Annotated in this window: 24 protein-coding genes; 18 read left to right on the forward strand and 6 right to left on the reverse strand. The window is 61.3% G+C overall.

Features of this window, described 5'->3' with window-relative positions; genetic code table 11:
• Window positions 1-33 precede the first annotated feature (33 nt).
• On the reverse strand, window positions 34-891 hold the full coding sequence (locus AB7A72_RS14650; RefSeq protein ID WP_369460401.1) for a cysteine hydrolase family protein: 858 nt from the start codon (window positions 889-891) through the stop codon (window positions 34-36).
• Between the two features lie 164 nt (window positions 892-1,055).
• On the opposite strand from AB7A72_RS14650, the gene AB7A72_RS14655 reads away from it, so the two are divergent.
• On the forward strand, window positions 1,056-1,739 hold the full coding sequence (locus AB7A72_RS14655; RefSeq protein ID WP_369460402.1) for an NUDIX hydrolase: 684 nt from the start codon (window positions 1,056-1,058) through the stop codon (window positions 1,737-1,739).
• Between the two features lie 354 nt (window positions 1,740-2,093).
• On the opposite strand, the gene metK is transcribed toward AB7A72_RS14655, so the two are convergent.
• Window positions 2,094-3,278 (reverse strand): methionine adenosyltransferase, encoded by a 1,185-nt coding sequence (gene metK, locus AB7A72_RS14660; protein WP_021026133.1) that lies wholly within the window; start codon window positions 3,276-3,278, stop codon window positions 2,094-2,096.
• 132 nt (window positions 3,279-3,410) lie between these two features.
• Between metK and AB7A72_RS14665 the strand changes: the two genes are divergently transcribed.
• Both AB7A72_RS14665 and AB7A72_RS14670 read left to right on the forward strand, forming a co-directional pair.
• Entirely contained in the window at window positions 3,411-4,271 is an 861-nt protein-coding gene (locus AB7A72_RS14665) for a lysophospholipid acyltransferase family protein (protein WP_369460403.1), read from the forward strand.
• The gene (locus tag AB7A72_RS14670; RefSeq protein WP_369460404.1) at window positions 4,264-5,133 is read left to right on the forward strand and encodes a lysophospholipid acyltransferase family protein; all 870 of its coding nucleotides are present in this window, start codon (window positions 4,264-4,266) and stop codon (window positions 5,131-5,133) included. The genes AB7A72_RS14665 and AB7A72_RS14670 overlap by 8 nt, the downstream gene beginning before the upstream one ends.
• 46 nt (window positions 5,134-5,179) lie before the next feature.
• Here AB7A72_RS14670 and yihA read toward each other — a convergent pair whose 3' ends face one another.
• A complete protein-coding gene (yihA, locus tag AB7A72_RS14675; RefSeq protein WP_239810720.1) occupies window positions 5,180-5,914 on the reverse strand; it encodes a ribosome biogenesis GTP-binding protein YihA/YsxC in 735 nt (244 codons plus the stop codon).
• 83 nt (window positions 5,915-5,997) lie between these two features.
• On the opposite strand from yihA, the gene AB7A72_RS14680 reads away from it, so the two are divergent.
• The 3 genes from AB7A72_RS14680 (at window position 5,998) to ccsB (ending at window position 10,333) form a co-directional block, all read left to right on the forward strand.
• A complete protein-coding gene (locus tag AB7A72_RS14680; protein ID WP_239810721.1) occupies window positions 5,998-6,630 on the forward strand; it encodes a c-type cytochrome in 633 nt (210 codons plus the stop codon).
• Between the two features lie 197 nt (window positions 6,631-6,827).
• The gene (locus tag AB7A72_RS14685; RefSeq protein WP_407064987.1) at window positions 6,828-8,963 is read left to right on the forward strand and encodes a cytochrome c biogenesis protein ResB; all 2,136 of its coding nucleotides are present in this window, start codon (window positions 6,828-6,830) and stop codon (window positions 8,961-8,963) included.
• The gene (gene ccsB / locus AB7A72_RS14690) at window positions 8,960-10,333 is read left to right on the forward strand and encodes a c-type cytochrome biogenesis protein CcsB (RefSeq protein ID WP_239810722.1); all 1,374 of its coding nucleotides are present in this window, start codon (window positions 8,960-8,962) and stop codon (window positions 10,331-10,333) included. Before AB7A72_RS14685 ends, ccsB begins: the two co-directional genes overlap by 4 nt.
• Before the next feature lie 16 nt (window positions 10,334-10,349).
• Here the strand turns inward: ccsB and AB7A72_RS14695 are convergent, their stop codons facing one another.
• Together AB7A72_RS14695 and lptM are read right to left on the reverse strand one after the other, a co-directional pair.
• Window positions 10,350-11,159: an oxygen-binding di-iron domain-containing protein gene (locus AB7A72_RS14695; protein ID WP_239810723.1), complete on the reverse strand. Its 810-nt coding sequence runs from the start codon at window positions 11,157-11,159 to the stop codon at window positions 10,350-10,352.
• Window positions 11,160-11,271: 112 nt separating this feature from the next.
• Window positions 11,272-11,490: an LPS translocon maturation chaperone LptM gene (gene lptM / locus AB7A72_RS14700; RefSeq protein ID WP_239810724.1), complete on the reverse strand. Its 219-nt coding sequence runs from the start codon at window positions 11,488-11,490 to the stop codon at window positions 11,272-11,274.
• A 12-nt stretch (window positions 11,491-11,502) separates the two neighbouring features.
• On the opposite strand from lptM, the gene cyaY reads away from it, so the two are divergent.
• Window positions 11,503-11,832, forward strand: coding sequence for an iron donor protein CyaY (gene cyaY, locus AB7A72_RS14705; RefSeq protein ID WP_239810725.1), 330 nt, complete (start codon window positions 11,503-11,505; stop codon window positions 11,830-11,832).
• Between the two features lie 69 nt (window positions 11,833-11,901).
• Here the strand turns inward: cyaY and AB7A72_RS14710 are convergent, their stop codons facing one another.
• Window positions 11,902-14,295 carry a penicillin-binding protein 1A gene (locus AB7A72_RS14710; protein ID WP_369460405.1) on the reverse strand — a complete coding sequence of 798 codons (2,394 nt, stop codon included), beginning with the start codon at window positions 14,293-14,295 and terminating at the stop codon, window positions 11,902-11,904.
• A gap of 261 nt (window positions 14,296-14,556) precedes the next feature.
• Here AB7A72_RS14710 and AB7A72_RS14715 point away from each other — a divergent pair, with 261 nt between their 5' ends.
• From AB7A72_RS14715 to AB7A72_RS14765, 11 genes are all read left to right on the forward strand, one after another.
• On the forward strand, window positions 14,557-15,636 hold the full coding sequence (locus AB7A72_RS14715; protein ID WP_312529338.1) for a pilus assembly protein PilM: 1,080 nt from the start codon (window positions 14,557-14,559) through the stop codon (window positions 15,634-15,636).
• Window positions 15,633-16,235, forward strand: coding sequence for a PilN domain-containing protein (locus AB7A72_RS14720; protein ID WP_239810727.1), 603 nt, complete (start codon window positions 15,633-15,635; stop codon window positions 16,233-16,235). The genes AB7A72_RS14715 and AB7A72_RS14720 overlap by 4 nt, the downstream gene beginning before the upstream one ends.
• 8 nt (window positions 16,236-16,243) lie before the next feature.
• Window positions 16,244-16,918 (forward strand): type IV pilus inner membrane component PilO, encoded by a 675-nt coding sequence (locus tag AB7A72_RS14725; protein WP_312416626.1) that lies wholly within the window; start codon window positions 16,244-16,246, stop codon window positions 16,916-16,918.
• Between the two features lie 7 nt (window positions 16,919-16,925).
• Window positions 16,926-17,471 (forward strand): pilus assembly protein PilP, encoded by a 546-nt coding sequence (locus AB7A72_RS14730; protein WP_369460406.1) that lies wholly within the window; start codon window positions 16,926-16,928, stop codon window positions 17,469-17,471.
• Window positions 17,468-19,588, forward strand: coding sequence for a type IV pilus secretin PilQ (gene pilQ, locus AB7A72_RS14735; protein ID WP_312416621.1), 2,121 nt, complete (start codon window positions 17,468-17,470; stop codon window positions 19,586-19,588). Before AB7A72_RS14730 ends, pilQ begins: the two co-directional genes overlap by 4 nt.
• A 21-nt stretch (window positions 19,589-19,609) precedes the next feature.
• Window positions 19,610-21,172 carry an Ig domain-containing protein gene (locus AB7A72_RS14740; protein ID WP_369460407.1) on the forward strand — a complete coding sequence of 521 codons (1,563 nt, stop codon included), beginning with the start codon at window positions 19,610-19,612 and terminating at the stop codon, window positions 21,170-21,172.
• 115 nt (window positions 21,173-21,287) lie between these two features.
• On the forward strand, window positions 21,288-21,845 hold the full coding sequence (locus AB7A72_RS14745; protein ID WP_369460408.1) for a shikimate kinase: 558 nt from the start codon (window positions 21,288-21,290) through the stop codon (window positions 21,843-21,845).
• 40 nt (window positions 21,846-21,885) lie between these two features.
• Window positions 21,886-22,995, forward strand: a complete 1,110-nt coding sequence (gene aroB / locus AB7A72_RS14750) for a 3-dehydroquinate synthase (RefSeq protein ID WP_369460409.1) — start codon at window positions 21,886-21,888, stop codon at window positions 22,993-22,995.
• Window positions 22,996-23,020: 25 nt separating this feature from the next.
• On the forward strand, window positions 23,021-24,220 hold the full coding sequence (locus AB7A72_RS14755; protein ID WP_369460547.1) for a deoxyguanosinetriphosphate triphosphohydrolase: 1,200 nt from the start codon (window positions 23,021-23,023) through the stop codon (window positions 24,218-24,220).
• A 199-nt stretch (window positions 24,221-24,419) separates the two neighbouring features.
• Window positions 24,420-25,049, forward strand: a complete 630-nt coding sequence (locus tag AB7A72_RS14760; RefSeq protein WP_369460410.1) for a DUF1415 domain-containing protein — start codon at window positions 24,420-24,422, stop codon at window positions 25,047-25,049.
• Between the two features lie 5 nt (window positions 25,050-25,054).
• Entirely contained in the window at window positions 25,055-25,948 is an 894-nt protein-coding gene (locus tag AB7A72_RS14765; protein ID WP_369460548.1) for a class I SAM-dependent methyltransferase, read from the forward strand.
• The last annotated feature ends 87 nt before the right edge of the window (window positions 25,949-26,035 follow it).

A 26,035-nucleotide genomic window follows, 5' to 3' on the forward strand; every position in this document is an offset into this window, starting at 1 on the left:
GCGCCAGTTCAGTCCGTGCTGGCGCTGAAGTATTTATAAATGGAAAGCAGTGCTGGTGCAGCAGCGTACACCGATGGCGCGCATCTGCTGCAAAAAGGTTTCTTGGGCCGCTTCAAAGCCAGCGACGGGGCTCATGCAGTCGGTCAGCAGGACGATGCGCGAGAAATCCTCGGCGCCCCAAAGCGGCCCCATATGCTGCACGATGTGCTCGGTGGTGGCACGCACGCAGTGGCTGCCCGCCTCACCGGCAATCACCAGCGTATCGGCCTGTGCCAGCTGCTGCAGCAGGGCGGTGTTGAGGCCAGTGTCCGCATCCTGCGGATCGGGCACCTCGGCGCAGATGGCGCTGTAGTGTTCGGTGTAGGGGTTCATGCCCTTGAACACATGCTTGACGGCGCGTTGGCGCTGGCTCTGCCATTGGCGGCAGGCATTCAGGATGCTGGCGTGCACGCCGTGGCCGATGCTGCCGATTTCGCAGTGCAGCGGCCAGACCATCAAGGTGTAGCGGCCCTGGGCTTCCAGTGCATCCAAATAGGCGAGGCTGCGGTCCTGCTCGTCCAGGTTGCGGGGCCTGAAGCTGCTGTCGCGCAGCTGCGCGGCCGTGATGGCGGTAAAGGGCTGCACCGGGCTGCCATCGCCTTGCTGCCAGAAGGCGGGGTGGGCAATGTCGTAGGCCTGGTGGGAGTCGAGCGTGACGGTGATGCCATCGAGCTGAGAGGCATGCTGCAGCAGCCATTGCGCCAGGCGTTGCATGTCTGCATGGGCGCCCGCCACCGGCAGGCTGGGGGCAAATGGCGAGGGGCTTGCCGCACTGCTGGGGCGCCAATCTGGCGGCAGGTCGCAAAAGTCGTTTTGCGGGTCGATGATGAGCAGCTGTGTGCGTTGGCGCATGTCTTTCTCCTTCAATGAATGCCAGTCTACGCCTGTTAAATTAATTTTGCAACTAACTGATTGTGGGGGTCGGCAGCAAATCCTTGGCCTGAAGCCTAGGTTTGTATTGATTCCGGGTAGCTGTGGCGGCATACTGCCCCTTATGAGAAAGACTTGGTACAGAAATGAATCAAAGTGAAACCGCCTTGGGCCAGGTGCTGACCACCGTGGATGTGGTGGTGCTGACCTTGGTGGACGGGGTGTTGAGCGTCGTGCTGGTGCAGCGCGAGCGCGCGCCGTTTGCCGGGGTGTGGGCTTTGCCGGGCGGCTACATCCATGCGCAAGAAGACGCCGATGCCTATGCCAGTGCCGCCCGTGTGCTGCGCAGCAAGGCGGGGATTGAAGACGCTTATCTGGAGCAACTGGCCACGTTTACCGGCCCGGCACGGGACCCGCGCGGCTGGTCGGTCGCCATCAGCTATTGCGCACTGATCCCGCAGCAGAAGCTGCCGACCCATCGGCCCGGGCTGAAGCTGGTGCCGGTCACTGCCACCGGCCAGTTGCCGTTTGACCATGCACAAATCCTGCAGGCCGCAGTGGCGCGGGTGCGCAGCAAGAGCCAGTACTCCTCGCTGCCGGTGCATTTCTTTGGCGAGAGCTTTACCTTGCCGCAGTTGCAGCAGGTCTATGAAAGCATTTTGGGCGAGCCGCTGAACAAGGTGAGTTTTCGGCGCAAGATGGACGAGCTGGGCATGCTCGAGCCCGTGCCGGGAGAAATGCAGGCCGGCGGTGCACACCGGCCGGCGCAGTTGCACCGGGTTCGGCCGGAGTTCAAGCAGCAGCTGGCGCTGAGTGCGCGGGGATTGTGACTGCGCTGCCTGGGCCTGTGACCCTCCCATGAAAAAATCCGCTGGATCACTCCGAGCGGATTTCTTGCGAAGACAGACCTGAATTACTTCAGACCGGCAGCAGCACGCAGCAGCGCAGCCTTGTCGGTACGTTGGCTTCGGCCGGGCCTGGCGGCCCTTCACATCGCGAGCGATGTGAGCCTGCGCCGAAGAACCGACAAACTCGCTGCGCTCGGGGCCTTACAGGCCCGCAGCAGCGCGCAGCACTGCTGGCTGTCAGCGGTCTTTGGCTTCGGCCGGGCCTGGCGGCCCTTCACATCGCAAGCGATGTGAGCCTGCGCCGAAGAACCGACAAACTCGCTGCGCTCGGGGGCCTTACAGGCCCGCAGCAGCGCGCAGCACTGCTGCCTTGTCGGTTCTTTCCCAAGTAAACTCCGGCTCCTCACGGCCAAAGTGGCCATACGCCGCCGTCTTGCTGTAGATCGGGCGCAGCAGGTCCAGCATCTGGATGATGCCTTTGGGGCGCAGGTCGAAGTGCGCGGCCACCAGCTTGGCGATGTCGGCATCGGGGATCACGCCGGTGCCTTCGGTGTAGACGGTGATGTTCATCGGGCGGGCCACGCCGATCGCGTAGGCCACCTGCACCTGGCACTGGCGCGCCAGACCGGCAGCGACGACGTTCTTGGCGACGTAGCGGGCAGCGTAGGCGGCAGAGCGGTCCACCTTCGTGGGATCCTTGCCGGAGAAGGCGCCTCCGCCGTGGGGGCAGGCACCGCCGTAGGTGTCCACAATGATCTTGCGGCCGGTGAGGCCACAGTCGCCCTGGGGGCCGCCCACGACGAAACGGCCGGTGGGGTTGATCAGGTACTTGGTGTCCTGCAGCCATTCGGATGGCAGCACGGGCTTGATGATCTCTTCGATGATGGCTTCGGTGAAGCTAGCCTTCATCTTGGTAGCGGTTTCCGACTGGTCGGGGCTGTGCTGGGTGGACAGCACCACGGTGTCGATGCTGTGGGGCTTGCCATCCACATAGCGCATGGTGACCTGGCTCTTGGCGTCAGGGCGCAGGAAAGGCAGGCGGCCATCCTTGCGCAGCTGGGCCTGGCGCTCGACCAGACGGTGTGCGTAGTAGATCGGCGCGGGCATCAGCTCGGGCGTTTCGTCGCAGGCATAGCCGAACATCAGGCCCTGGTCGCCAGCACCGGTGTTCAGTTCATCATCGCTGGCCTTGTCCACGCCCTGGGCGATGTCCTGGCTCTGCTTGTCATAGGCCACCAGCACGGCGCAACCCTTGTAGTCGATGCCGTAGTCGGTGTTGTCGTAGCCGATGCGCTTGATGGTGTCGCGGGCCACCTGGATGTAGTCCACGTTGGCGCCGGTGGTGATTTCGCCTGCCAATACCACCAAACCGGTGTTGGTCAGTGTCTCGGCAGCCACGCGGCTGTGCGGATCTTGGGTGAAAATAGCGTCCAAAATCGCATCAGAGATCTGGTCGGCTACTTTATCGGGGTGGCCTTCGGATACCGATTCCGAGGTGAACAGAAAATCGCTGTTTGCCATAAACAAAAAACTCCTTCAAAGCTTTGGCAATTGCGTTGCCCGAGCCTTGAGGGAGCCTGGCGAACGCTTTAGCAGTTTGTTTTTAACGTCGCCCTGCAAGTTGCTCTTTAACTCAGCGACCGACATATTCTAATGCCATTCTTGTTTCGACTGTTTGCTGCGCTGCCGTTGTGGCTATTGCATGGCCTGGGCGCTGTCCTGGGCTGGCTCACCTTTGCCGCCTCCCCCACCTACCGCCGGCGCTTTGTGGCCAATGCCCGGCAGGCAGGCTACCGCTTTGCCGATGTGAAAAAAGCGGTGGCCCATGCCGGCCGCATGGTGGCCGAGGTGCCGCGCCTGTGGTTTGGCGCGCCGCTGCCCTGTGATATCCATGGCGCCGAAGTGATCGAGCAGGCACTGGCCGATGGCAAGGGCATTGTGTTCTTGACCCCGCACATGGGGTGTTTTGAGCTCTCGGCCCAGTACATGGCACGGCGCTGGGGCGTGGTGCATGGCCCCATCACCGTGCTCTACCGCCCGGCGCGCCAGACCTGGTTGGCCAAGCTGATGGAGACGGCGCGCGCGCGTCCTGGCCTGGCCTCGGCACCGACGACGATGGCGGGGGTGCGGCAGATGATCAAGGCCTTGCGCCAAGGCCATAGCGTGGGTCTGCTGCCTGACCAGGTACCGCCCGACGGCCAGGGCATGTGGGTGCCGTTTTTTGGCAAGCCGGCCTACTCGATGACCTTGGCCGCCAAGTTGGCCCAGCAGACCGGTGCGGCTGTTATATTGGCGCGCTGTGTGCGCCGGCCTCTGGGCCGGGGCTTTGATCTGTATGTGCGCGGCCTGCAGGCCCCGCTGGCCCAGGAGGCCGAAGCCGCCGTGCTGCAGATCAACCAGGAAATGGAGCGTCTGATCCGCGAGAGCCCCGAGCAGTACCTGTGGGGCTATGCGCGCTACAAGCAGCCGCGCAGTCAGGCTGCCGCTCCCTCGGAAGGTCAAAAGCATGGGTAAGTTGTTTATCGGTTGGATGTGGCTGATGTCGCACCTGCCTTTGTCGGTGTTGCGCGGCCTGGGCTGGTTGATGGGGCGCGTGCTGTTCTATCTGGTGCCATCGCGCCGCCGCATTGCGCTGCGCAACCTGGAGCTGTGCTTTCCCGAGACCACTGCCGCGCAGCGGCGCGACTGGGCCAAGCAGAGTTTTGTGGTGTTCTGCCAAACCTGGCTGGACCGCAGCTGGCTGTGGTTCGCGCCGCAAAAGACCTTGGAGAAACGCACCCGCATGACGGGCGCGCTGCAGGAGCTGGAAGGCGATACACCGACCATCATCTTTGCGCCGCACTTCTACAGCATGGATGCCGGGGGCACGGCACTCACCATCCACTGCAACCGGCCCTTCACCAGCATCTTCTCGACCCAGCCCAATGCCGATGTCGATGCCTGGATCCGCAAGGGCCGCCAGCGCTTTGGCGATGTGCGCATGCTCAACCGCGACGATGGCATCAAGCCCATCATTGCCAGCCTGCGCAAGGACCATGGGTTGTTGTACCTGCTGCCGGACATGGACTTCGGCCCGAGCGACTCGCTGTTTGTGCCTTACTTTGGCCAGGTTGCCGCGACCATTCCCTCGCTGTCACGCTTTGCGCGGCTGGGCAAGGCCAAGGTGATTGGCATGTATACGCGGCTGACACCCCAGGGCTATGAGGTGACCATCTCGCCCGCCTGGCAGGACTTTCCCAGTGACGATGTGGTGGCCGACACCACGCGCCAGAACCGCGAGCTCGAAGCCCAGATCCGCACTATGGTGCCCCAGTACTATTGGGTGCACAAGCGCTTCAAGACCCGGCCGGAAGGCGAGCCCTCGCTCTATTCATAAACAACAAAGGCCCGAAGGGGCCTTTGTTGTTTGGCGTTCGTGCCGTTTATTGCTCGTCCGCAGGGGCCTCTGGCGCCGCAGCAGCGGCCTCGGGGCTGGCCAGCCCTTCCGGGTGCGACCACTGCCACAGCAGCTGGGCCACCTTGTCCACATTCTGCTTTTTCAGCGCGCTGAACAGCATCACCTCGCCACCACCGGCATTGAGCTTGGTGATGGACAGGATCTTGGCCTGCTCGACGCGGGTCAGCTTGTCGGCCTTGGTGAGCAAAATCAAGAACTTGAGGCCTTGCTCCACCCGAGGGCGGATGATGTCGAGCAGCGCTTCGTCGAGCTCGGTCAGGCCCAGGCGCGGGTCGCAGAGCAGCACAATGCCGGTCAGGCTGGGGCGGCTGACCAGGTAGTTCACCATGACCTGCTGCCAGCGTTTCTTGTCCTCGCGTGAGACGGCCGCATAGCCGTAACCGGGCAGGTCGGCCAGCACGGCATCCATGACGCCTTTCTTGCCCAGCGAAAACAGGTTGATGTGCTGGGTGCGCCCGGGCTTTTTCGACGCAAAGGCCAGCTGGTTCTGCTGGGTCAGCGTGTTGATCGACGTGGACTTGCCGGCATTGGAGCGGCCCACAAAGGCGAACTCGGGCACATCGACGACAGGCAATTGGTGCAGTTGCGCAGCGGTGGTGAAGAAGCGGGCGGTGTGCATCCAGCCCATAGCCGCCTTGCCATCGATGCCTGGGCTTGGCGTGTCTGCAACGGCTTGGGGGGTACTAGGTGTTGTCGTCATGTGCGTTCGAGTCTATCTAAGGCATCATTGTAGAATCTGGCCGCTTTGGCCTTATACCCATAAACCAGACAAAGACCCACGATATGAAGTTGCTCGCCCCTTTGCTGACAACGGCTGTACTGGCTTTCTGTTCCGTTTCTGTGTATGCGGCGTCAGAGACGCCCAACCGGTCGCCCAAGCCAGACCTGGTCAAAGGGGAGGCCAGCTACACCGCCGTCTGCGTGGCCTGCCACAATGCCGATGGCAACGCCTCCATTGCCATCAACCCCAAACTGTCGCAGCAGCATCCCGAGTACCTGCTCAAGCAGCTGCAGGAGTTCAAATCCGGCAAGCGCAAGGACCCGGTGATGCAGGGCATGGTCGCAGGTCTGTCGGATGCGGACATGCTCAACATCTCCGCCTGGCTGGCCAGCAAACCCGGCAAGCTGGGTTTTGCCAAGGACAAGGACGCTGTTGCGTTGGGTGAGCGCATCTACCGCGGCGGTGTGCCTGACCGCCAGATTGCTGCCTGCGCGGGCTGCCACAGCCCCAATGGCGCCGGCATTCCGGCCCAGTACCCGCGGCTGGCAGGCCAGAACGCCGATTACGTCAGCAAGACCTTGCATGATTTCCGCGATGGCAAGCGTGGCAACAGCTTGCAGATGACGGGGGTCACCGCCAAGATGAACGACAAGGAAATCAAGGCAGTGTCAGACTATATTGCGGGCTTGCGTTAGGCTTTTTCTGGGGGCTTGTGTCCGCGCCAACACATTGATGGCGCTGCGGGGCATTTTCCGGACCTTCGGGCTATCCCTAGGTGGGCCTACTAAACTTACGCGTTCTGCGAACTTGTACCCGGGTGGTGACTCCATGGTGTGCGGACTGGCAGCGCAGCAGCGGTCCTGCCCCTGCTTTTCACCGATAGCGTCGTACCATGTCTGAATCTTCTCCCCCGCCAGCGCAACTGCAGCCCCAATTGGCCCCTCGGGCTGTCTATGAGATGCTGTCGTCGATGCGCTTTGCGATTGCGCTGCTGTCGATCATCTGCATTGCCTCGGTCATTGGCACGGTACTGCGCCAGCATGAGCCGGCCGTCAACTATGTCAACCAGTTCGGTCCTTTCTGGGCGCAGCTGTTTCTCGTGCTCAAGCTCAATGCCGTCTACAGCGCCTGGTGGTTCCTGCTGATTCTGGCGTTCTTGGTGACCAGCACCAGCCTGTGCATTGCCAAGCATGCGCCTAAATACCTGGCTGATTTGCGCCACTACAAAGAGAATCTGCGGGTGCAAAGCCTGCAGGCCTTCCACCACCAGGCCAGCGCCCATTTGGCAGAGACCCCGGCGCAAGCAGCGCAGCGGGTGGGGGCGCAACTGGCCGGCAGTGGCTGGAAGGTGCGCTTGCAAGAGCGCAGCGATGGCTGGATGGTGGCGGCCAAGGCCGGTGCTGCCCACAAGATCGGCTACCTGGCCGCGCACAGCGCCATCGTGCTGATTTGCCTGGGCGGCCTGCTCGATGGTGATTTGATGGTGCGCGCGCAAATGTTGCTGGGGGGCAAGACCACCTTCAGCGGCAGCGGCATGATTGCCGATGTGCCCGAGCAGCACCGGCTGTCCGTCCGCAACCCGACGTTCCGGGGCAATCTGATCGTGGCCGAAGGCGCACAATCGGGCACGGCCATCCTCAACCAGTCGGATGGCATCCTGCTGCAGGATCTGCCGTTTTCGGTGGAGCTGAAGAAGTTCATTGTCGAGTACTACTCGACCGGTATGCCCCGGCTGTTCGCCAGCGAAGTGGTGCTGCATGACAAGGAAACGGGGGCCTCGGTCGAAAAGCGCATCGAGGTGAACCATCCCGCCAGCTACCAGGGCATCGAGATCTACCAATCGAGCTTTGAAGACGGCGGATCGCGCCTGCAACTGCGCGCAGTGCCGCTGGTGCCCGGCATGAAGAGCTTTGAGGTCAACGGTGAGGTGGGGGCGTCCACGCAGATCACGATGGGAGAGGGGCAGGCGCCGCTGGAGATGGAGTTCACCGGCCTGCGCACCATCAATGTGGAGAACATGGGCGCCAACCCGGGCGATGCAGTGCAAGGCGGCACCGATGTGCGCAAGGTGGATTTGAGATCCAGCCTGGACAACCACCTGGGCGCCGGCAACAAGGTGACCACGCCGCGCGACCTGCGCAATGTGGGTCCCAGCGTCAGCTACAAGCTGCGCGACGCCGCCGGCCAGGCGCGCGAGTTCAACAACTACATGCTGCCCGTTGACATGGGGGATGGCCAGCCGGTGTACCTGTGGGGTGTGCGTGAAACCTTGGCCGACCAGTTCCGCTATCTGCGTATTCCCGCCGATGAGCAATCGAGCTACCGGGGATTTTTGCGCCTGAAGGCGGCACTGCAAACGCCGGCGATGCGCGAGCGGGCCGTGCAGCAGTATGTGGAGGGCGCCGTCGAAGCAGGCCGCCCGGCGTTGCGCGAGCAACTGTATGCCTCGGCCCTGAAAGCGCTGGTGATTTTTGCTGGCGATGGACAGACAGGCGCGAGCAGCGTCACCGGCTTGCAGGCGATTTCGGCCTTCATGGAGCAAAATGTGCCCGAAGGCGAACGCGCCAAGGCCGGCGAGGTGCTGGTGCGCATCTTGAATGGTGTGCTGTTTGAGCTGATGCAGGTGGCGCGGACTGACGAAGGCCTGGCACCGCTGGCGCCCAATGCGCAGACGCAGCGCTTCATGACCCAGTCGGTGCTGTCGCTCAGCGACGCACTGCTGTACCCGGAGCCGCTGGTGTTTGAGCTGACCCAGTTTGACCAGGTGCAGGCGAGCGTCTTTCAGGTGGCCAAGGCCCCGGGTAAGCTGGTCGTGTACCTGGGATGCCTGTTTCTGATTCTGGGGGTGTTTGCGATGCTCTATGTGCGCGACCGGCGCCTGTGGGTCTGGCTGGCGCCGCGTGCCGATGGCAGTTCGGACGCGCGCATGGCGTTGTCGACCAACCGCCGGACCCTGGATGTGGACCGTGATTTTGAAGGCCTGAGCCACAAGCTTCTGGGCACCAGCCCCAGCGGAGAACAACGATGAATACTGCTTCCACCCATCTGCCGCCTGCCCAGGCGGGCACTGTGGTCCAAACGGTGCAACTGAGCCCCGGCTACTTCAGCAGCCGGTCGGTGTGGGACTGGCTGTTTGCGTTGGCCCTGGCAGTGGGCGGCGGTTTTGCGCTGTTTTTGTATGGCCACCATATGGATGGCTATGAAAAAGGCATCCTGATCGCATCGGTGCCGTTTTTCATCTGGCTGGGCTGGTTCTGGCGGCCCTTGCAGCTGTTGATGGTGGTGGTGGCTGCGCTGTCACTGCTGGCTATTGGCCTGTACCGGGTCGATGGCGCAGGGCAGATCGCGCGCTCGGAAACGGTGTTTGGGCTCAAGTACTTCCTGTCCAGCCAGTCGGCCATTCTATGGATGAGCGTGCTGTTCTTCATGAGCACGGTGTTTTACTGGATCGGACTGCTCTCCAAGGGCGAAGGATCGACACTGACGACGGTGGGCAGCCGCCTGACTTGGCTGGCCATCGTGATGGCCTTGGTGGGCACGATGGCGCGCTGGTATGAGAGCTACCTGATGGGGCCGGACATCGGCCATATCCCTGTCAGCAATCTCTATGAGGTGTTTGTGCTGTTTGCCTGGATGACGGCACTTTTCTACCTCTACTTCGAAGCGCATTACCAGACCCGGGCGCTGGGCGGCTTTGTGATGCTGGTGGTCAGTGCCTCGGTCGGATTTCTGCTGTGGTACACGGTGGCCCGCCAGGCCCATGAGATCCAGCCACTGGTGCCCGCGCTGCAAAGCTGGTGGATGAAGCTGCATGTGCCGGCCAATTTTGTCGGCTACGGCACCTTTGCGCTGGCTGCGATGGTGGCACTGGCCTATCTGCTGAAGGCGGCCACGCAGCGGGCGCTGTGGATCGGCCTGGTGCTCGTACCCATGCTGGTGCTGGTGCTGCCGTTGGCGGCCTTCCGTGTCTGGGGTGATGAAAGCCTCTACCCCTCGCTCGACAAGACCTTGCGCATGGCCTTGCCGCTGGAGCTGTTCTTTGCGCTGATGATCGGGTTGCGCCACTGGATCAACCGGGGCACGCCGCGCCTGCAGATCATGGATGACCTGATGTACAAGGCGATCGCCGTGGGCTTTGCGTTCTTCACTATTGCCACCGTGCTGGGGGCGCTGTGGGCGGCCGAGGCCTGGGGCGGTTACTGGAGCTGGGACCCCAAGGAGACCTGGGCGCTGATCGTCTGGCTGAACTATGCTGCCTGGCTCCACATGCGCCTGGTCAAGGGCCTGCGCGGTGCAGTCTCGGCCTGGTGGGCGCTGGTGGGCCTGGTGGTGACGACCTTTGCCTTCCTGGGGGTGAACATGTTCCTGTCCGGCTTGCACAGCTACGGTACGCTGTAAGCGGTACGGACCAGGCTTACTGCGGGCGTTGCGGCTGCGGCGAGATCGCCTGCTGGGGCAGGGTGTAGTTCTGGTTGTCCATCAGATCGACCCCGCACATCAGGTGGTCGAGCCAGTCAAAGAACTGGGCGATGGCCGGGCCCATGATGGGTGCGCCGTGCTGAGGCACGATCAATGAAATATCCAACTGGCGCGCCATGGCCACCCACAGGCGCAGCACCTTGTTGGACACCATGTAGCGCCGGTGAAAGCCCTCCATGCGGGGAATATGGGGGGCCAGGTCCGTCACCGGCGTGCGGGCGATATAGCCATCGGTCATCGAGACCCCCAGATCGCCGGTGAACAGGATGCGGCTGATCGGGTCGTAGAAGTGGAAATTGCCTTCCGCGTGCAGAAAATGCGCGGGCAGGATGTGCAACTGGCTCTGGCCCAGCGGCAGAATGCCACCGGGGTCCTGCACGGGAATGACCCGGTTTTCCGTCTTGCCGACCTTGGTGAAATGCGGCACAAAGCGCTCCCAGACGCGGGAGATCACCAAGGATGCACGGGTGGAGGTGAGCCAGCGGTCCAGTGAGGCGATGATGTCCGGGTCGGCATGCGATGCGATCAGGTAGGACAGCTTGTGCGGCGAGAAATAGCGCACCATGCCCATATACAGTTCATTGAAGGCGAGGTTGCCGCCCGGGTCGATGATGGCGCCGGTGCCATGGTCGACAATCAGGAACTGGTTGGCCTGCACGGCCTGCGCATCCTCTTCCACCAGATCGGTGAACATCAGACAAGCATGCTGCTCGTCACGGTACAGTTCCACAGGTTCCAACGCCATCTCTTCCGCCCACACATCAATTGCAACGGGCGTGACTGTAACGGGGTGTAGTGGATTGGACCTTGAGGTGGATCAAGGATGCAGGCGGGGTGGATTGCCGCCGCCGCTTTCATCAGGGCCTGGCAGGGGCCTGCATCACCGGGGACGGCTGCAACTGGGGCTCAGGCCGGTCCGGTGCACTGGGGTCCAGCGTCTGCGGCAAGGTCGCCCGGTTGGCTGCTGCAGGCTCGGTCGGCAGGTACAGAGGCCCACGCTGGCCACAAGCTGCCAATAGTGCCGCACCGGTGGCAAGGACAAAGGTCCTGCATACAATTTGGTAAATACTCCACATTGAAGCATTGTAATGAACGAACTCGAATACCTGGATGCCGCGGAAAAACTCTTGCTGGCGGTTGAGCAGACCTGCGACCGCATCAATGATGAGACCGATGCCGATATCGACGCCCAGCGCGTAGGCGGCCTGCTGACCCTGGTCTTTGCCAACCGCAGCCAGATCATCATCAACCTGCAGCCTCCGCTGCATGAGGTATGGCTGGCGGCCAAATCCGGCGGCTACCACTACAAGTGGGATGGCAGCGTGTGGCGCGATACCAAGACCGGTAACGACTTCTTCGCCGACCTGACGCGCGATGCCGCAGTCCAGTCAGGTCTGCCGCTGGTCTTCAAGGCCTGAAGCGGATCGCCCGCAAAAAAGGCCAGTTCGTAGCGATACGGACTGGCCTGGTGGCTGGGTGCTGCTGCGTCAGTTGCGGAACAGGTCCAGAATCTTGTTGCGCTCATCAGCGTTCGGTGGCGGCACCATGGTGTCGGCGGTAGGCGCCGGCGAGTCCAGTCCCAGATTAGGCGCGCTGCGGGCGTACTCTTCGTAGAGCCAGTCACCGCCGACGTTGACCAGTCCGTTTGGAGGCGTCATCTTGGCCACCGGCACATCCTTGAGCGCGTGCTGCATGTAGTTGATCCAGATGGGCAGACTGAGGCCCCCACCATATTCGCGCGCACCCAGACTGCGGGGGTTGTCATATCCCATCCAGACAACGGCCGCATTGGTGGGCTGGAAGCCCGCAAACCACGCGTCCACCGAATCATTCGTGGTACCGGTCTTGCCATAGATGTCAGGGCGCTTGAGTTGGGCCTGGGCCTTGGCAGCCGTGCCGTAGCGGGCAACGTCCTGCAGCAGCGAGTCCATCACGAACGCATTGCGGGCATCAATGGCGCGGGGCAGGTCATCGGTGGCGGGCGGCGTGAATTCGGACAGCACATTGCCCCGGTGGTCGGTGATTTTGGCAATCAGATAAGGATTGACCCGGTGCCCGCCATTGGCGAATACCGAATAGGCAGCCACCATCTGCATCGGTGTGACCGAGCCGGCGCCCAGCGCCATGGGCAGGTAGGGGGGCTGCTTGTCGGCATCAAAGCCGAACTTCGTGACCCATTCCTGGGCTTTTTTCGGGCCCACCGACTGCATCACGCGGATGGTCACCAGGTTTTTGGAACGGGCCAACGCCTGGCGCATCGTCATGGGGCCATCGAAGCGGCCATCAGAATTTTTGGGTTCCCAGGGTTGTTGCCCTGCCGATCCGGGGAAGCTCAGCGGAGCGTCATTGATCACAGTCGTGGGCGAAAAACCTTTTTCCAGCGCTGCCGAATAGATAAAGGGCTTGAAGCTGGAGCCCGGCTGGCGCCATGCCTGGGTCACGTGGTTGAACTTGTTCTTGTCGAAATCGAAGCCACCGACCAGTGCCTTGATGGCACCGCTGCGCGGATCGAGAGAGACAAACGCCCCTTCGACCTCGGGCAGCTGGGTCAGCTCCCAGGTTTTCTTGGCGGTTTCCATGATGCGCACCACAGCGCCGGGGCGCAGCTTGGTGTTGGGTGGCGCCTTGTCGCTCAGACCGGATTGCACCGGCTTGAGGCCCTCACCGGTGATCTCGATCGGATCACCATCGGCGCGGATCACCACGACCTTGCGCGGTGCGGCTTCCAGCACCACGGCAGAGAGAATGTTGCCATTGTCCGGGTGCTGGGCGAGCACCTCGTCGATCGCCTCGTCGCGCTCCTGGCCTGCTGCGGGCAAGGTGATGAATTTCTCCGGACCGCGATAGTGCTGGCGCTTTTCATAGTCCATGATGCCCTTGCGCAGCGCGTCATAGGCAGTTTCCTGGTCGCTGGCGATCAGCGTGGTGTAGACATTGAGGCCACGGGTGTAGGCTTCGTTGCCATACTGCGCAAAGATCAGCTGGCGCGCCATCTCGGCCACATACTCTGCATGCACCCGGTTGTCTGCATAACTGGAGCGGATCTTGAGCGGCTCCTCGCGTGCCTGGCTGGCCTGGGCCGGCGTGATGAACCGGTTTTCTTCCATCCGGTCGATGATGTAGAGCTGGCGAATGCGGGCGCGCTTGGGATTGCTGATCGGGTTGTAGGCTGATGGCGCCTTGGGCAGGCCTGCCAGCATCGCTGCTTCGGCCACGGTCACATCCTTGAGCGGCTTGCCGAAGTAGGTCTCCGATGCGGCGGAGAAGCCATAGGCGCGGTTGCCCAGATAGATCTGGTTCATATAGATTTCCAGAATCTGGTTCTTGCTCAAGGTGTGCTCAAGCTTAAGGGTCAGCAGGATCTCATATATCTTGCGGGTATAGGTTTTTTCAGACGATAGATAGACATTGCGGGCTACCTGCATCGTGATCGTCGATGCACCCTGGGCCTTTTCACGCCCCAGGTTGGCGAGCAAGGCACGCGCCATGCCCTTGTAGTCCACACCGCTGTGCTCGAAGAAGCGCGTGTCTTCAATAGCCAGCACGGCATCCACCATCACCTTCGGAATTTCGCTGATGGGCGTCAAATTGCGGCGTTCTTCACCGAACTCGCCCAACAAGGCGCCTTCTGAGGAGTAGACCCGCATCGGCAGCTTGGGGCGGTAGTCGGCCAGTTCCGAGACATCAGGAAGGTTGGGGTAGGCCATGGCCAGGCCCACGGCGACGACCGCAGCACCGGCGATGGCACCCGCGACCAGCAAGGCCAGCAGCCAGCCAAAGAACTTCAGCGTTTTGGTGGCAAAGCTCGAGGGCTTGGACTGCTTGGGGGGCTTGGGAGGTTTCTCAGGCGTTCTGCGCGAGATCGGAGCGTCTGGATTCATGGGGTCAGACCGTCGAGGGGAGCTTGCATAAGCAGGGGATGCTATCACGCGCCTGCTTCGCGTGGCGTTGGCGCCGGTTTTGATTTAGCTTGTGACAAATGTCATGCGGCGTCCAATGTTTCCCTTGTATCGTATTGTTTTGACAACGAATCGGCGCGGCGAGCAGGTGGTTCTTTGCTGGGCGACTATCTTGCTGATAGCATTCATAAGGGGTGTTAAGTTTTGTAGCTCAATATAGAGCAAATTAGGGAGGAGCCCATCTTGGTCTCAATGGGATCTTTGTTCCGACGCCAGCCGCCTAGCCTCTTGGGGATAGATGTGAGCGCGTCGAGCATCAAGTTGGTTGAATTGGGGAGGAGTGGTAGCGGTCAATTCATTGTTGAACGCTGTGCGCAAGAGCTGCTGGAGCCAGGCTGGGTGACCGAGTCGGGCATCGAGCGCTTTGACGAAGTGGCCGATTCCTTGCGCCGCTTGGTCAAGAAAAGCGGCACCCGCACCAAGCAAGCGGCACTGGCGTTGCCGCTTTCTGCCGTTATTCAGAAAAAAATCGTGCTGCCATCGGGGCTGTCAGAGCTCGAGATGGAGTTTCAAGTTGAATCAGAAGCTAACCAATACATACCATTTTCCCTCGACGAGGTGAACCTGGACTTCTATGTGATCGGTCCGTCCTCCAATTCGGTAGGCGATGTCGATGTTCTCATCGCGGCCGCACGCAAAGAGACGGTGCAGGACCGGCAAGGTCTGGCCGAAGCGGCAGGCCTCAAGCCCGTGGTGCTGGAGATCGAATCCAATGCCACCGCGCTGGCTGCCCGGCGCTTGATCGGCAACATGCCCAGCAAGGGCAAGGATGCATTCATTGCCATTTTCGAGATTGGGGGCAGTGCGTCGTTCCTGCAGATCATCCACAACAACCAGGTGATCTATGAGCGCGACCAGTCTTTCAACGGCGGCCAGCTCACGCAGATGATCATGCGCCAGTATGGCTTCTCGCAAGAAGAAGCGGAGCAAAAGAAGCGCGGCAATGACCTGCCCGCGGATTACAAGCAGGTGGTGCTGCGGCCTTTTGTCGAGAGCATCGGGCAGGAGATCAACCGCGCCCTGCAGTTTTTCTTCACCAGCACCCCCCACAACCGCATTGACCATATCTTGCTGGCTGGTGGCTCGGCGGTGCTCAGTGGTCTGACGGATGCAGTGATCGATGCGACCGGCTTTGCAGCGTCTGCTGCCAATCCGTTTGAAGACATGGTGATGGATGCGGCAGTGCGCACGCGCAGCAAGAGCAAGGACTTCACGACCTATCTCACCGCCTGTGGACTGGCGTTGCGGAGGTATGCGGCATGATCTTGATCAATCTGCTTCCGCACCGCGAAGCTGCGCGCAAGAAGCGCAAGGAAAGTTTCCAGGCATCGATGCTGGCCGCTGCGCTGGTCGGTGCGCTGGTCTGCGGCGCCGTCTACATGTTCTACCAGTACAAGATCGACCTGCAAGGCCAGCGCAACGCGCTGTTGACGCGCGAGATCAAGGCACTGGATGTCAAGATCGCCGACGTTGCCAAGATCGACGCGGAGATCGCTGCATTGAAGGCCCGGCAAAAGGCCGTTGAAGACCTGCAGTCCGATCGCAACCTGCCTGTCCATTTGCTCAATGAGCTGGTGCTCCAATTGCCAGACGGCGTCTACATCGAGAGCCTCAAGCAACAAGAGCAGACCGTGCAGATCCAGGGCATCGCCCAATCCAACGAGCGGGTGTCCGAATTGCTCAACAGCCTGGCCACCAAGACGCCGTGGCTGTCCAAGCCTGAGCTGGTCGAGGTGGTGGGTACGACCACACAGATCAATACCCGTGAGAGAAAGCGGGTCGCTGGCTTCAACCTGCGTTTCGGCTTGGTGCGCTCCAGTGATGTGGAGCAGGCCCACAACGCGCAGGCGCTGAAAAAGTAAAGGCGACCATGGCAACGAAAAAAAATATGCAAGTGGGAGAGGCGCTGCAAGGCTTTCAGCGCCAGTTTCAAAACCTTGATCCCAAGGACCCCTCTGTCTGGCCGGCTGCTCCTCGCGCGGTCTTGTTGGTGTTTATTGCGGCACTGGTAATTGGTTTGGGCTGGTATGCCTATTTGAGCAGCTTTGAGGACGAGCTGTCGGTGTCGCAGGCCGAAGAGCTCAAGCTCAAGGAAGACTACAAGACACGTCTGCGCAAGGCGGTCAATCTGGATGCGCTGCGCAAACAGCGCGAGCAGGTGTTGCAGTACGTGACCCAGCTGGAAAAACAATTGCCCAGCAAGGCGGAAATGGCTGCGTTGTTGTCCGATATCAACCAGGCCGGTATTGGCCGCAGCCTGCAGTTTGACCTGTTCAAACCGGGTCAGACGGTGGTGCGGGACTATTACGCCGAGTTGCCAATCACCTTGCAGGTCAATGGCAGGTACCACGATATTGGCTTTTTTGCGGCGGACGTCGCCAATCTCTCGCGCATCGTGACCTTGAACAACATTGCGCTGGCGCCCGCCAACAAGGAAAGTGCGACGTTGGTGCTGAACGCTACCGCAAGAACCTTCCGCTATCTGGATCCGCAAGAGCTCCAAGAGCAGCAAGCGGCGAAATCCAAGCAGAACGCGAAGAAGTAAGGTGGATATGCATACTTTGTCTAAATGGATAGGCGCTGCGTTGGCGGTGTCGCTGTTGGCAGCCTGTACTGACGAAGGCGATGACCTGCAGCAGTGGATGCAGCAGGAGCAGGCGAACACCCGGCCTTCGGTCAAGCCTATCACGGCGCCCAAGGAGTTTGTGCCTCAGGGCTATGTGGCCAGTACGACGCTCGACCCCTTCAGCAAGGAACGTCTTGCCGCGTTGCTGGGTGGCAGTGCCAACGCGCCTGCAACCATCTCTGACGCCCTGGTCGCACCTGAACGTGCGCGGCGCAAGGAGCAGCTCGAATCATTCCCGCTGGACACCATCTCCATGGTGGGCTTTTTGAAGAAGGGCGGACTGGATGTCGCCTTGATCAAGGCTGATGGCTTGATCTACCAGGTCAGCAAGGGCATGTATCTGGGCCAGAACTACGGGAAGATTAAAAGCATCAGCGAAAGCGCAGTCACCCTGCGGGAGATTGTGCAAGATGGTGTGGGTGAATGGATAGAGAGAGATGCAGTGCTTGAGCTGCAGGAGGCCAAAAAATGAAGAAATTCAGCGTATTAATCCCTCTGATGGCCATGCTGTTGCCATCCTGGGCGCTGGCGCAGGGGCGTATCAACAAGGTGTCGACGCTCGTGCGGGATGGCGTCGAGCTGGTCAAGATCGAGACCGAAGGTGCGCCTCTGGTATTGCCCGAGACCTTCAGCATCCAGTCGCCTGCGCGCGTGGTGCTGGACCTGCCGGGTTTCAAAAGCGCCATGCCCAGTAACCGGGTGGAACTCAACCAGGGCAACCTGCGCTCGTTGAATGTTGTGGAAACGGACACCAAGGCCCGCGTGGTGCTGAATCTCAAGGAAAGCACCAGCTACAAGACCGAGATCAGCGGCAGCGATTTGCTGGTGTCACTGGAGCCTGCGGCGAAGGCTGTGCCCACCGCAGCGGCGCAAAACACGCAGTTTGCCGAAGACGGCAACAATTATTCGCAGCCACTGTCAGATCTGGATTTCCGCCGGGGGAGCGATGGTGCGGGTCGGCTGGTCATCACGTTGCCCAACAACAAGGTGGGCGTGAATATCTCCAAGCAAGGCGATGGACTGACGTTGGAGCTGCAGCACACCTTGTTGCCCGAGGCCCTGCGTCGCCGGCTGGATGTCGCCGACTTTGGTACGCCCGTCGGCATGATCTCTGCCCGCCAGGCAGGCAGCACCGTGTTTGTGCAGCTGAAAAACGCGGGTGAATGGGAGCACAGCGCCTACCAGAGCGACAACCAGTTTGTCGTCGAAGTGCGCCAGCGCAAGAGCGATCCGAACAAGCTGGGCTCCTCGGGCACGTTCACGGGCGAGAAGCTCTCGCTGAGCTTCCAGAATATTGAAGTGCGGTCGCTGCTGCAAGTGATCGCCGATTTCACCAACTTCAATATCGTGACATCGGACACCGTCAACGGCGCGCTGACCCTGCGTCTGAAGGATGTCCCCTGGGACCAGGCGCTGCAGATCATTCTCGATGCCAAGGGTCTGGGCATGCGCAAGTCCGGCACGGTGCTGTGGATCGCACCCAAGGATGAGATTGATGAGCGCATCCAGAAAGACTTCGATGCCGTTGCCAAGCTGGAAGAGAAGGTCCCGCTGCAGACCCAGGCTTTCCAGCTCAACTACGCCAAGGCGACCGAACTGCTCAAGCAAATCACCACCAATTCAGGCAGCGGTGGTGGTACAGGCGGCACCCAAAGCCGCTTTCTGACGGCACGCGGTTCGGCCATCGCTGAGCCCCGTACCAACCAGTTGTTCGTGACCGACGTGCCCGCCAAGCTGGAGGAGCTGCGCCGCCTGCTGGTGACCCTGGACATTCCCGTGCGCCAGGTGCTGATCGAGGCGCGCATTGTTGAGGCACGCGACACCTTTGGCCGTGCGCTGGGTGTGCGCCTGGGTGGCGGTGATATGCGTGCCGCTAACGGTGGTGATGGCGGCTACAGCATTGGTGGTGGCAACCGCGTGGGCTTTGGTACCAGCTATGACAACGCGGTTGGCACCACGGGTATGGGTGGGACCAACACGTCGACGGGTAACTTTGTCAATCTGCCCGCGGCAGCCCTGTCCACGGGGGCAAGCAGTGGTACATTTGCGCTGTCCATTTTCAACTCCGCCGCCAACCGCTTTTTGTCGCTGGAATTGTCTGCGATGGAAGCCGACGGCAAAGGAAAAATTGTCTCCAGTCCGCGTTTGATCACGGCCGACCAAACCAAGGCGTTGATCGAGCAGGGTACCGAAATTCCATACCAGAACTCTGCGCAGAATGGTGCGACGACCGTGGAGTTCAAAAAGGCGGTGTTGAAGCTCGAAGTGGTACCTCAGATTACGCCTGAAGGCAGCATCATCTTGGACTTGGACGTTTCCAAGGATTCCCAGGGTGCGAACACTACAGCGGGTCCTGCAATCGATACCAAGCACATTAAGACCCAAGTCTTGGTGGAAAATGGCGGGACCGTGGTGATTGGCGGTATTTTTGAGCTCTCGGAAACACAGACCACTAACAAGATTCCGCTGTTGGGCGATGTGCCGGTGCTGGGCAATCTGTTCAAGAACAACGTTCGAGAATCGGAAAAGCGTGAAATGCTGGTGTTCATTACGCCAAAGATGATTTCAGACCGCGGTGAAATGCGTTAATTAAGATAGACAGGGAGAGTTATGAGAAATTTGTTGAAGCCCTTGGCGCTGGTGGCGCCGCTGTTGTTGGCAGCCTGTGGTGGCGGTGGTGGCAGCGGGGGTGAATCGCAGCAGCAGTACAGCATCAAGCTGACGTCGTCGAAGACCACCGTGCCGGTGAATGTGGGGGGAAGTTTGCCGGGCTATGGCAATGGTGACTACTACCCCTATATGTCCACCCTTTATATCCAGGCCAATGCGGGCAATAACCCGATTCCTAACCAGGAAGATGGTGCTTTTTCGTGCAATATCACGTCGGGACTGGATTCGGGCGCGCTTTATTACCTAGATGGTAAAGATGAGCACACCGTCGATGTCGCCATGGGTACGGAAACCGTCAAGGTGCCCGGTGCTTACCGCAATATCACGCTGGGCTCCAACGCCGGCGGTGCATCATTCCACATCATCTCGCATGGCATCGCTGGCGATGTGACCGTGCAGTGCAGCGTGACCGATCCACGTGACAACAAGATCTATACCGACCGTGCCACAGTGAAGGTTGGCGGCGGCAGCACCGCGACACCAGCAAATGTTACGCTCACCAAGGATGCGACCTATCTGGGCTCGCGTGACAACGTGAACAACATCGCCAACAGCATGGTGGTGCAGGCGATCCTCAAGAACGACAATGACCAGCCCGTGAGCAGTTCGGGCAATGCCAATCTGCAGGTCAGCATTGTTCCCAATGCCGCATCCGACGGCGCCAGACTGCTGGCCGGTGGCCAGACCAACAGTGGTTCCATCCAGATCAGCACCGTCAATGGCATTGGCCAGTTCTCGGTGGCCAGCGGTCCTGCTTCGGGCTCGCTGCTGCTGCGTTTGACCGTCGATCGCGCCGACAATGACCTGACCAATGGCATCCAGCAGCCCATCACCCAGTACGCGGTGATTCCTGTTGTGCATGCGATTGCTTCCAGTGCGCTGACCATTCCTGAGTCGGAACTGGCGCAGACGGTGCAGAATGCCGAGCCCTATTCTCATGCTCTGGTTGTAGAAGGTGGTGTTGCTCCTTTCCTGTGGTCAACCACTTCGACCCTGCCAACCGGTCTGAGCCTGAGCTCTGACGGCCTGATTTCCGGCACTCCGAATGTCAAGGGTCCTGGTGCATACACCGTGGTGTTGAATGTGCGCGATGCCAACGGTGCGACCGCGCGCCAAACCCTGGTGTTGACCGTCGTGGGCAACCTGCCGGACAACCCTGTGGCCTTCACCATCAATGGTTGCACCGGTTCGTCGACGTCGCCATGCGAGATCGCCTCGGTGGAAGTGGGAACCTCCTACACCTACACCTTCTCGGCCACTGGCGATAATGTGACCTGGGCGCTGGAAGGCGCACCTAGCTGGCTGCAAGTGGTGGGCCAAGGCTCCACCGGCCGTATCGCTTCGGGCTCTCCACTGACCTGCGCAGATGTGGCCACCTACCGCATGTTTGTGACGGCGAAGAACGCGACCAATTCGGTCAGCCGCGAAGTGACCTTCCGTGTGACTGACACGGCAGGCACTTGCACGCCGACGACACCGACGACCCCTACTGCAGCGTCTTGATGACAAGCCTGTAGTTCCCACCTGGGTCTGCGTTAAAAACCTCCGGCACGCCGGAGGTTTTTTTATGCCCGCCATTGCCGCTATCATGTGCAGTCCGTTTTCAGGATGTAGCGCAATGGCACCTTCCGTGTGTTTGATTGGGCTGCCCGGCAGTGGGAAATCCACCATTGGCCGGCAGCTGGCACGCCTATGGGGTGTGGATTTTGTCGATTCCGACCATGTGATCGAGGCGCAGCTGGGCTGCACGATCAAGGAGTACTTCTCGGCCCAGGGCGAGCAGGCTTTCCGCGATGTCGAGGCCCAGGTGATTGCCGCGTTGGCGACACGGGATCGGGCCTGCATCCTGTCCACCGGTGGCGGTGCGGTGCTGCGGCCCGAGAACCGCGCCGTGCTGCATGCCCACACAACGGTGTTCTACCTGCATTCCAGCCCCGAGGACATTGCCCGGCGCCTGCGCAACGATACCGGGCGCCCCTTGCTGCAAGGTGATGACACGCTCAAGCGCCTCAAGGACCTGCTGGCCGTGCGCGCGCCGCTGTACGAAGAGACAGCGCACTACACCATCGACACCTTGCGCTGCGGCACGGGCCAGGTTATGCGCAAGGTCAGCATGCAGGCCGAGTTGGCGGGCCTGGTGCCGCAGCCGGGCGCCACTTTGGCAACTCCCCGATAATGGACGAGCGATATCCATACAACTTTCCGACGCAAACGCTGTGACCGACACTGTTCATATTGACCTGGGCGACCGCTCCTACCCTATCCTGATTGCTTCCGGCTTGCTTGCCCAGGCGGACACCTTTGCACACTGCCCCAAGGCGTCGCAGGCGCTGATCGTCAGCAATGAAACGGTGGCCCCGCTCTATGCCCGCCAACTGCAGGCTGCGTTGGCACCCCACTACCCCAAGGTGGAACAGGTGGTGCTGCCCGATGGCGAAGCGCACAAGAACTGGACGACCCTGCAAGGCATTTTTGATGCACTGATGCACAATGGCGCCGACCGCAAGACGGTGCTGTTTGCACTGGGTGGCGGTGTGGTGGGTGATATGACCGGCTTTGCCGCTGCCAGCTTCATGCGCGGCGTGCCTTTTGTGCAGGTGCCCACCACCTTGCTGTCGCAGGTGGATTCGTCTGTCGGCGGCAAGACCGGCATCAACCACCCGCTGGGCAAGAACATGATCGGCGCCTTCTACCAGCCCCAGCTGGTGGTCTGCGACCTGGACACCTTTGACACCTTGCCCGCGCGCGAGCTGAGCGCTGGCTTGGCCGAAGTCATCAAGTACGGCCCGATTGCGGACATGGCGTTCATGGACTGGCTGGAGGCCGAAATGCCCGCGCTGATCGCCGGCGACAAGCGGGCGCTGGCCCATGCCGTGCGCCGCAGCTGTGAGATCAAGGCCGATGTGGTCTCCAAGGACGAGCGCGAGGCGGACCTGCGCGCCATCCTCAACTTTGGCCACACCTTTGGCCATGCGATCGAAGCGGGCATGGGCTATGGTGTCTGGCTGCATGGCGAAGGCGTGGGGGCCGGGATGGTGATGGCCGCCGAGCTGTCCCAGCGTCTGGGTCTGGTCGATGCTGCCTTTGTGCGGCGCCTGCGTGCGCTGGTGGCCCGTGCCGGTTTGCCGGTGCGCGGTGCCATGTTGGATAGCCAGGACAATGCAGGCCGCTATCTGGAACTGATGCGCCACGACAAGAAATCCCAGGCCGGCGCGATCCGCTTTGTGCTGATCGATGGGCCGGGCAAGGCGGTAGTGCGCGAGGCGCCCGATGCGCTGGTGCGCGAAGTCATCGACCTGTGCTGCGCCGAGGCAGTGCAGGCCTGACCGGATGGACCGCCCCGCGCCGCTGATGCAGCCAGCCGAGCCCCAGCAAATCTGGACCGAGCTGGGCCTGGCGCCTTATGCCTGCTTCTCCCACCGCAGCCAGGGCCGCCTGCATGCACAAGAGGCGGCGCCCACGCGTAGCGCTTTTCAGCGTGACCGCGACCGGATCGTGCACTCCACCGCTTTCCGCCGTCTGGTCTACAAAACCCAGGTTTTTTTGAACCACGAGGGCGACCTGTTCCGCACCCGCCTCACGCACTCGATCGAGGTGGCGCAGCTGGGCCGCTCGGTGGCGCGGGCACTGCGCATCAACGAAGACCTGACCGAGGCGATCTGCCTGGCCCATGACCTCGGCCACACGCCTTTTGGCCATGCGGGCCAGGATGTGCTCAATGACTGCATGCAGGACTTTGGCGGCTTTGAGCACAATATGCAGAGCCTGCGCGTGGTCGATACGCTCGAAGAGCGTTACCCCGACTACAGCGGGCTGAACCTGTGCTTTGAAACCCGGGAAGGGATTCTGAAACACTGCTCCGCCAAGCATGCGCGGCAGCTGGAGGCCCGCGAGCCGGGCGGCGTGGGCCAGCGTTTCCTGCTTGGCCAGCGGCCTGGTCTGGAAGCCCAGCTGGCCAATCTGGCCGATGAGATTGCCTACAACGCCCATGATGCCGACGACGGCGTGCGCTCCGGCTTGATCAGTCTGGGGCAGCTGATGGGCGTGCCGCTGTTTGCCCGCTATGCCCACGAGGCGCTGGCCGAGTACCCGCAGTTGCAGGAGCCGCGCTGGCAGCGCAAATGGCTGTACGAGGCCACGCGCCGCATGCTCAGCGAGCAGATCTACGATGTGATCCGCCACACCAGCGCTGGCCTGCAGGCTGCGCAGCCGGCCGATGTGGATGCCGTGCGCCAGCTGCCCGCCCTGGTCGGTTTCAGCAGCACGATGGCCGCCGAGTCGGCCGAGCTCAAGCGCTTTCTGTTCAAGAACCTGTACCGCCATCCGCAGGTGATGCAGACCACCGGCCAGGCCAAGGTTGTCGTGCGCGAGCTGTTTGACATCTACCTGGCCGACCCCGCCCAGATGAAGCCGCGCTTTGCCGCCCGTGCCGCCGGTCTGGACCCGATCGCCTGCGCCCGCGTGGTGGCCGATTTCATCGCCGGCATGACCGACCGCTATGCCCTGCGCGAGCATGAACGCCTGACCGGCCAGCGCGTGCTGGTCCCCTGACAGCCGGACGCCTGCACGCTGGGCATGGCTTAGCGCTGCAAGTGGCAAAGCGCCCCTCGCTACAATGGCAGGCCCAGCGTCAGCCTCTGCCTGCCTGCGGCCTTGCGCCGCCATGGCGCCCAGCGCCCACCCCTTTGCAGGGTGATGGCCCGCAGACAGCCCCCGCTGGCCACCTATAACTCCACCAGAAAGCCCCACGATGACCGATACCCATGCTGCACCTGCGCCTGCAGATGAGGCCTTGCACCAGGTGGTGATGGCCGACACCGTGAACTGGCTGGAAAAAGCCGTCATCGGTCTGAACCTGTGCCCGTTTGCCAAGGGTGTGCATGTCAAGGACCAGATCCACTATGTGGTGAGCGATGCGCAGGATGCCGAAGCGGTGGCACATGATCTGCACCGTGAGCTCGAAGCGCTGGCCGAAGCCAATCCGGACAAGCGCGATACCACGTTGCTGATCCTCCCTTATGCGCTGCATGATTTTCTGGATTTCAATGATTTCCTCGAAATCGCCGACGACATGATCGAAGAGCTGGATCTGGGCGGCATCCTGCAGGTGGCCTCGTTTCACCCCTTGTTCCAGTTCGAGGGCACGACGGTCGATGACGTGACCAACTGCACGAATCGCTCGCCATACCCCATCCTGCACCTGCTGCGCGAAGAGAGCATTGACAAGGCGGTCGAGGCCTTCCCCGAGGCGGATGCGATTTACGAAAAGAACATGGACACGCTCGATGCGCTGGGCCTGGAAGGCTGGTTGGATCTGGGCGTGGGCCCGCGCTGCCCCTTCCCGCACCAGGATGCTGCCAGCGACAAGGCCAAGGAATGAAAACGATGAAAGCACCGCGCGCCGCTGGCCGTAGCACCCCCAAGCCCGCCGCCCCCGATGTCGCCCAGCAGCTGGAGCTCAAGCCCGGCCAGTCGATTGAGCTGCTCAAGGCGCTGCACATTCTCACGCGCGATGGCAAGCTGAACCAGGATTCGCGCCGCAAGCTCAAGCAGGTCTACCACCTCTACCAGTTCATCGAGCCTTTGCTGACCGAGCTGTCGGCGCAAGACCACCCGGTCAGTCTGGCCGACCATGGCGCCGGCAAGTCCTACCTGGGTTTTATCCTCTACGACCTGTTCTTCAAGAACCTGGGCCGTGGCCATATCTACGGCATCGAAACCCGTGCGCCGTTGGTCGAGGCCTCGCAGCAGCTGGCTGGCGATCTGGGTTTTGACCGCATGTCGTTCCTGAACATGTCGGTCGCCGATTCCACCCGCACCGATGCGGTGCCCGAGCGCTTTGATGTGGTCACGGCGCTGCATGCCTGCGATACCGCCACCGATGACGCCATCGCCTTTGGTCTGGAAAAGCGGGCCCGTGCGATGGTGCTGGTGCCTTGCTGCCAGGCCGAAGTGGCGGCATGCCTGCGCCAGAACAAGGCTATGAACCTTGCGCGCACCCCCTTGGCAGAGCTGTGGCGCCACCCCATCCACACCCGTGAGATGGGCAGCCAGATCACCAATGTGCTGCGCTGCCTCTACCTGGAAAGCCAGGGCTACCAGGTCACCGTGACCGAGCTGGTCGGCTGGGAACACAGCATGAAGAACGAGCTGATCCTCGCCAGGTACACCGGCCACAAAAAGCGCGCGGCGGCCGAGCGGCTGCAGCAACTGTTGGCGGAGTTCGGTCTGGAGCAGTCGCTGCAGCACCGCTACCGGATGGAAGCAGTCGCTGCCTGAGAAAGCCTTGCATGCGCCTATAGCGCACCAAGGTATCGCATTCGTGACGATGCGGTGACGTCATCGGATATTCATGGAGCCGTCATT

The sequence above is a fragment of the Comamonas sediminis genome (assembly GCF_041107495.1).
Classification (GTDB): Bacteria; Pseudomonadota; Gammaproteobacteria; order Burkholderiales; family Burkholderiaceae_C; genus Comamonas; species Comamonas sediminis.